This is a genomic window from Blautia caecimuris, assembly GCF_024622975.1.
Classification (GTDB): Bacteria; Bacillota; Clostridia; order Lachnospirales; family Lachnospiraceae; genus Blautia_A; species Blautia_A caecimuris.
The window spans coordinates 22,832-29,430 of sequence record NZ_JANJZT010000034.1; the positions used below are offsets into that span (position 1 = coordinate 22,832).

Below are 6,599 nucleotides of genomic sequence, written 5' to 3' on the forward strand. Positions count from 1 at the left end.
TGAATAGAAAGCATAGTGTTAGATGGTTCCGGTTGTGCGTGGAGATTACATTTTTCATATACAGCCGAAAGTTTGATAAGGAGCAAGAGAATGAGTGATTTAAAAGGAATAGAGTATAAACGATTTGAAGATATCAAGCATATCCGGGAAGATGGAAGCGAGTATTGGAGTGCGAGAGAATTGGGACCGGCACTTGATTATGCAAAATGGGAGAATTTTGCAAAAGTAATTAAAAGAGCAATGATCGCATGTGAAAACAGCGGGCACAGTATTCCAGACGATTTTCCTGAGGTCAGGAAAATCGTTGAAGCTGGAGTCACCACGAAACCAAAAAAAGATTATGAACTGTCAAGATATGCATGTTATCTGATCGTTCAGAATGGAGATCCGAGAAAAGAGGTCATTGCATTAGGACAAACATATTTTGCAATCCAGACATACAGGCAGGAAGTTGCTGACCATTTTAATGAACTGGACGAAGATAACAGAAGACTTGTTGTTAGGGGAGATATCAAACAGTGGAATCAAATGTTGGCAGAGACAGCACATAATGCAGGAGTTATTACGAATGAGGAATTTGCAATTTTTCAAAATGCCGGATATATGGGACTATACGGTGGATTAGATGTTGATGACATTCATACGAAAAAACAATTAGAAGTAGGACAGAAAATTCTTGATTACATGGGAAGTACAGAATTGATTGCTAATCTGTTCCGAATATCACAGACAGAAGAAAAATTAAGAAAAGATAAAATTGTCGGTGCGGAAACCGCAACATCAGTGCATTATAATGTTGGAAAAGAGGTAAGAACTGCGATTGAAAAGATTGGAGGAACTATGCCGGAAGATTTGCCAACACCGGAAAAAAGCATCCAGCAGATAGAAAAAGAACAGATGCAGAGATTAAAAAATAAGGCTAAGAAAGGCAAGTTGATGTTGGACGAATAATTTAATAGTATTAACGCAAAAGGGCATTAACCGTAAAAAGTTAGTGCCTTTTGTTTTGCTCATTATTAAAAATGGACTGTATGAGCCAGTCGGAAAAAATGAATAATGACCGATTAGGTCAAAAGATTGAGCCGATGTATTTGGACTTTTGTAAAAGTTGAAATTGCGTCGGCTTTTTTATTTTCACAAAATCCGAAATAGAGGATTTTTGAAAAACAGGCAGAACGTAAAACATGCCGAAGGGACAGCGGCAGAAGTTTCGTTTTGTCTGCCGGGAGTACAGAGGACTGGAAGTCCTTTGTGCCTGGATTGCAAAGGGAGGCAGCACCTTGCTGGGGTTAAGGGGCGAAGCCCTTAGCAGGTTAAGGGCGGCAGCCATTGCCCAGTGATATGGCGTTTCGCCATATGGTACTGGGTACTATCTGTAACGGCGACAGAGCCTTTAAGCAGCTTCGCTGCAATCTCTTCGGGGAAACAACTTGAGAGAAAGGAGAAAAGTGAAATGAAAGGAACAAGGCATAACGGCAGATCTGGAAAAAATGGAGTTTACAATCCGCTTCATAATGATCGCAGATTTAATACGGAACACAGTGAGCATATCGACAATGAAAGAGTCCGGCAAAATATTTACTGGGACTGCTATCAGGGATATACCACAATGGAAGATCAGGGAAAAGAGAATAATTCTTCTTTTGAACAAATTGAGCTGGCATTCTATGAAGAGCATTATGGAAATTATGTTATGAAGCAAAATGAGAGACATGTGAAAGCCAGACACCCAGACAGATGCAAAGAAGTGGAAGATGTTTGGAAAAACAAAAAGACCTGTCCGGAAGAAAGTATCTATCAACTTGGAACAATAGATGAACACGCTTCCGTGGAAACCCTGATTTTAGTATTTGATGAATTTAAGAAAGAATTCGATGAGCGGTTTGGCTCTAACGTGCATATTATTGATTGGTCGCTGCACATGGACGAAGCAACACCTCATATTCATGAGCGCCATGTTTTTGATGCTACAAACCGATATGGAGAAATTGAGCCGAAACAGGAAACAGCATTGGAAGAACTTGGATTTGAACTTCCAGATCCGGAAAAGAAGAGATCAAAGACAAATAACCGCAAGGTTGTTTTTGATTCTGCCTGTCGGACAATGTTTTTAGATATCTGTAAGCGTCATGGTTTAGAACTGGATGAGGAGCCAGCTTATGGTGGACGAGCATATTTGGAGAAACAGGATTTTATTCGAATGAAACAGAAAGAAGAGATTGCCCATCAAGACAATATGATTGAAGAGCAGAGAAAACGAGTAAATGAAAATATCCTGCAAATAGTTCAGCAGACAAGGACGGTTCAGAAAAATGACAAAACGATTCAGAAACAGGAAGAGAAGATTGCCCAACAGGACAAAGAGTTTGCTGATAATTCGAATCGTATTTTCAAACAGGGGGATCTAATAGAAGAACAGAAAAACCAGTTAGAGAAGCTTACTCTTGAGATTGATGATATTGAATCTTTACTGCAGGATGTTTCAGATGTTGCTTATGAGAAAGCTGTGGAAGAAGTCACAAATGAAGTAATGATTAAAACCCGGCAAGATGACATTCAACTTATTGAAGGCACAAAGAACTGGATCGACCAGCCACAACGAAAAGCTTCGGAGAAAGAAAAGAATTATGCAAAAAATCGTTTGGATGGCGTAATAAAAAAAATCATGAAAGCTATGACGGCAGTTCAAACAGTAAAAGATTCGTTACTGCAGCCAAAAACAAAAGTTAAGGTTGTAAATGAAATTAAAGAAAAAGCCAGACCGTCGATCATGAACCGTCTGGCAGAAAAGAAAAAAGAGCTGGCAGAAAGAGAAGCAAATAAAAAGAATGATTTGAAAAAATCATGGAACAGAGATGACAGATAAAGGGCATTCCGTTGTATTCGTTATTGAATCAATGCGAGTGCTTTTTGTTTTCTCGGAAAGGAGCAGGTATGAAATTATTTGAAGCTGTAAAGGAAGCTGTTACTGCAAGAAATGCTGCAGAATATTATGGAATCAAAGTTGGACGAAACGGAATGGCTGTCTGCCCGTTCCATCCGGACAAGAATCCAAGCATGAAGCTTGATAAAAGATATCATTGTTTTGCCTGTCAGGCAGATGGAGATGTGATTGATTTTGTCGCTAAATATTTCAATCTTTCTGTGAAAGAGTCAGCTGAAAAACTGGCAGAGGATTTTTCTGTACCTTATGAAAAATACCAGAGTTATAACAAGACGAAAGATTATCAAAAACCAAAACAAAAGAAACAGACACTGGATCAATTCTTTCACGAGCAACAGATTCGTTTTTTTCGAGTATACAGTGACTACTTCCATCTTTTAAAGAAATGGAAAGTTGATTATGCTCCCAGAATCGAAGATGATGATTGGCATCCGTTATTTGTTGAAGCGATGGAAAAATATACGCTTATTGAATATAAGATGGATGTGCTACTCAGTGGTTCGCTAGAAGATCGTGCAAGATTGATTTTGGATTGTCAGGAGGAGGTAAAGAACATTGAGCAACGAATTAAGGAAGAATCTGCCGGACGATGTGGTTGCACGTCTGGAAGCATTACAAAAAGTTGAAGAAGTAACCGAAGAGACACAGGTGGAAAAGAATTTGCCCAGAATGGAACTGCCAATCTGGTTCGATGGCAAACAGATCAATGAAATCCTTCTGTATCAGACAATTCTGCAGCAACATGAAATCAAGTGTATCAATGGAATATTGTATGATATAGACCGTTCAATCCCAAACGATGAAATGGAGAAAGAGATTCTGGATATTATAGAACACTATTGGACCAGCGGAATTTCAGCCAAAGTAATGGCTATTTTAAGTGGATTTAAGATGTATACCCGTTCAGATCCGCTTCCCATAAAAGAGGATAGGGTTCATTTTAAGAACGGAACCTATTTTGTAAATCAGAAGTTTATTAATCAGAAAGAATGGACGCAAAACCGATTGACGGTCAATTATAACAAGGATACACCTAAACCTGAAAAATGGCTGACATTCCTTGACGGACTGCTCGAAGCGGATGATATTGTCTGCCTGCAGGAGTTTATGGGATATTGTCTCATTCCCAGCAATAGAGGTCAGAAGATGTTGCTGATTATCGGAAAAGGCGGTGAAGGAAAAAGCCGTATTGGCAGAATCTTAAAAAGAATATTTGGTCATAACATGAATTCGGGAAGCCTTCAGAAACTGGAAACCGATAAATTTGCCAGAGCCGATCAGGAAGGCAAGCTGTTGTATCTGGATGATGATATGAAAACAGAAGCATTACCATCGACTAATGTGATTAAAGCAATTGTCACAGCTGAGGACGAAATGGATTTAGAGAAAAAAAACAAACAAAGCTATCAGGGACTTCTTGTTTGCAGAATACTGGCATTTGGAAACGGCACATTAAAGTCGCTTTTTGACAGGAGTCAAGGTTTTTACAGACGTCAGATTATCCTGGAAACAAAAGATGTACCGCCGGATAGAATCAATGATCCCTATTTGGCAGACAAGATGATGGAAGAAGTGGAAGGCATAGTTCTATGGTGCATTGAGGGCTTGGAGAGACTGATCCGTAACGATTATCAGTTTACGATCAGTAATAAATCCCAGTTATTGATGGATGAAATGCGGGAGGATGATGACAATATCCTATCGTTTCTGGAATCAACTGGATATATCGGACTGGAAAAAGGCACTCATGCCACGTCAAAAGATTTATATGTTGCTTATTGCAGATGGTGCAATGATAACTTGGATGTACCTGTAAGCGAAAGATCCTTTGCAAGGAGATTCAAGGAGAGGTCAGCTGATTATGGAATGACTTATGATAAGAATATCTCAGTAGGAAACGGTCGTTTTTGCCGGGGATTTCGTGGTGTCCATGTCAAGGTGAGGACGAAAGACGTCAATTATTGATCCGGCTGGAAAAGACATTAGGCACTAGAAAAGCCTGAAATATATCCTGCTTAAATATATGGGCTTTATAAGTATATGTTTTTTTCTTATTAATTTAAAAATAAAGTGCCTAAGTGCCTAAAGCATGATAAACACTGGGAAAACAGGTATTTCTAAGTGCCTATTTAATGCCTATAAAGTGCCTGAAAATAACCTTTAAGCGCCTACTCCTTGTCGGGCTTCTCAGTATAACAACACGATAGAAGCATACGTTGTACTTATCGTCTTGTCTGGCAGGGAAGAATATTAGGCATTAATCAGAGATATCGGCAGAGAAAACAGAAGTGATAGACAATGATATTTGTTAGGTATGCTTCTTGTTGTTGGCTGCATCATATTAAAACGCTTTTTACGATAAAAAAGTGCTGTGATCACAAGGCTTTTTGCAAGCAAAAATGAAAAGGCTATATATAGGTAGCCTACGAAACTGGAAGTGCCCATTTTGGGCCTGATTGAAAGAATAATGTTCTGACAGAGACCAATGGAATGACTCTCTGCTGGGGCTCCAAAAGAAAGGAAAAATGATTATGGAAAAAATGATGAATACAAAAACAGAGGGTAACACATTTACAAAGAAAATCGGGCAGACAGTCTATGTTGTCCGTTATCATTTCAATGAAAATGCAAAGGAAACAATGCAGGAGAAGATTAACCGGATGCTGGTTACAGAAGCAAGTCGACAGGCAGTGTATTAAAATTAGGTGGATGTAATTGAAGAAAAAATATGATATCATGTGAGTAACAAATCGGGATTGACCGAACTGAAGGTGAAGAATGCTTCTTGTCTAAAGGGCAAGAAGATGGGGATTAGAAAGTGTTTTTTACAAGGAGGTGATTAGGTGAATGATCAATTCATACAAGGAGTAATATTTGATTGGGATAAAATTGATAAGGATAGTTATCTGAAGGGAATCAGGGCTTTTAAGGAAGTTGAAAAACTTGATTTTAACAAACCAATTACTTTTTTTGTAGGGGAAAATGGCAGCGGTAAATCAACTTTATTGGAAGCACTTGCCGTAGCACATGGTTTTAATCCTGAGGGTGGAACGAAGAATTATGTTTTTTCTACGCATGATACACATTCAGAGTTGTGTGATGCGATAAGAATTGCCAAAGGCTATCGGAAGGAAAAGTGGGGATATTTTCTTAGGGCAGAAAGCTTTTATAATGTTGCAACGCAGGAAGAAGAATATGCAGATATTACACATCCTTCCGCTAAATATCATGAAAAATCACATGGAGAGAGTTTTCTCGCATTAGCACAGAATAATATGAATCCAAATGGCTTGTATCTTTTTGACGAGCCGGAAGCTGCATTATCGCCGCAGAGACAGCTTACATTGTTGATGCAAATATACAGATGTGCAAAAGAGGGAGCACAGTTTATTATAGTTACGCATTCGCCAATTTTGTTAGGAATACCAGATGCAGATATCTATTGTTTTGATAATGGACGCATACATCTGTGCGAATATGAGGATACAGAGAGTTACCAGGTAACAGAAATGTTTATAAATAATAGGCAGATGCTGTTGGATAGATTACTAACAGATTAGATAATAAAGAAATCGATTAATTCTTTAGGTTAGAATCGATGATGGGGTAAACGAAAAAGCAGTTTTGGCATTCCAGTGAACTGCCCCTTCGTTTA

7 protein-coding genes are annotated in these 6,599 nt (G+C 38.7%); all 7 read left to right on the plus strand.

The genetic code is table 11. The features are described 5' to 3' along the window. The first annotated feature begins 90 nt into the window (after nucleotides 1-90). The 7 genes from dinD to NSA57_RS16460 all read left to right on the plus strand — a co-directional run bounded on the left by dinD (nucleotide 91) and on the right by NSA57_RS16460 (nucleotide 6,504). Nucleotides 91-951 (plus strand): DNA damage-inducible protein D, encoded by an 861-nt coding sequence (dinD, locus tag NSA57_RS16430; RefSeq protein ID WP_055068447.1) that lies wholly within the window; start codon nucleotides 91-93, stop codon nucleotides 949-951. A gap of 233 nt (nucleotides 952-1,184) precedes the next feature. After that, nucleotides 1,185-1,340 carry a hypothetical protein gene (locus tag NSA57_RS16435; protein WP_257465470.1) on the plus strand — a complete coding sequence of 52 codons (156 nt, stop codon included), beginning with the start codon at nucleotides 1,185-1,187 and terminating at the stop codon, nucleotides 1,338-1,340. A 113-nt stretch (nucleotides 1,341-1,453) separates the two neighbouring features. Then, entirely contained in the window at nucleotides 1,454-2,866 is a 1,413-nt protein-coding gene (locus NSA57_RS16440) for a serine/arginine repetitive matrix protein 2 (protein ID WP_257465471.1), read from the plus strand. A gap of 68 nt (nucleotides 2,867-2,934) precedes the next feature. Continuing rightward, nucleotides 2,935-3,570 carry a CHC2 zinc finger domain-containing protein gene (locus tag NSA57_RS16445; protein WP_257465472.1) on the plus strand — a complete coding sequence of 212 codons (636 nt, stop codon included), beginning with the start codon at nucleotides 2,935-2,937 and terminating at the stop codon, nucleotides 3,568-3,570. After that, a complete protein-coding gene (locus NSA57_RS16450; RefSeq protein WP_257465473.1) occupies nucleotides 3,500-4,909 on the plus strand; it encodes a DNA primase family protein in 1,410 nt (469 codons plus the stop codon). Before NSA57_RS16445 ends, NSA57_RS16450 begins: the two co-directional genes overlap by 71 nt. Nucleotides 4,910-5,475: 566 nt before the next feature. Beyond that, entirely contained in the window at nucleotides 5,476-5,643 is a 168-nt protein-coding gene (locus tag NSA57_RS16455) for a transposon-encoded TnpW family protein (RefSeq protein WP_015513594.1), read from the plus strand. A gap of 144 nt (nucleotides 5,644-5,787) precedes the next feature. Beyond that, nucleotides 5,788-6,504 carry an AAA family ATPase gene (locus NSA57_RS16460; protein WP_257465474.1) on the plus strand — a complete coding sequence of 239 codons (717 nt, stop codon included), beginning with the start codon at nucleotides 5,788-5,790 and terminating at the stop codon, nucleotides 6,502-6,504. The last annotated feature ends 95 nt before the right edge of the window (nucleotides 6,505-6,599 follow it).

Coding starts and splice junctions, on each gene's coding strand:
- NSA57_RS16445 (WP_257465472.1), top strand. CDS start 2,935: ATGAAATTATTTGAAGCTGTAAAGGAAGCTGTTACTGCAAGAAATGCT.
- dinD (WP_055068447.1), top strand. CDS start 91: ATGAGTGATTTAAAAGGAATAGAGTATAAACGATTTGAAGATATCAAG.
- NSA57_RS16440 (WP_257465471.1), top strand. CDS start 1,454: ATGAAAGGAACAAGGCATAACGGCAGATCTGGAAAAAATGGAGTTTAC.
- NSA57_RS16435 (WP_257465470.1), top strand. CDS start 1,185: ATGCCGAAGGGACAGCGGCAGAAGTTTCGTTTTGTCTGCCGGGAGTAC.
- NSA57_RS16455 (WP_015513594.1), top strand. CDS start 5,476: ATGGAAAAAATGATGAATACAAAAACAGAGGGTAACACATTTACAAAG.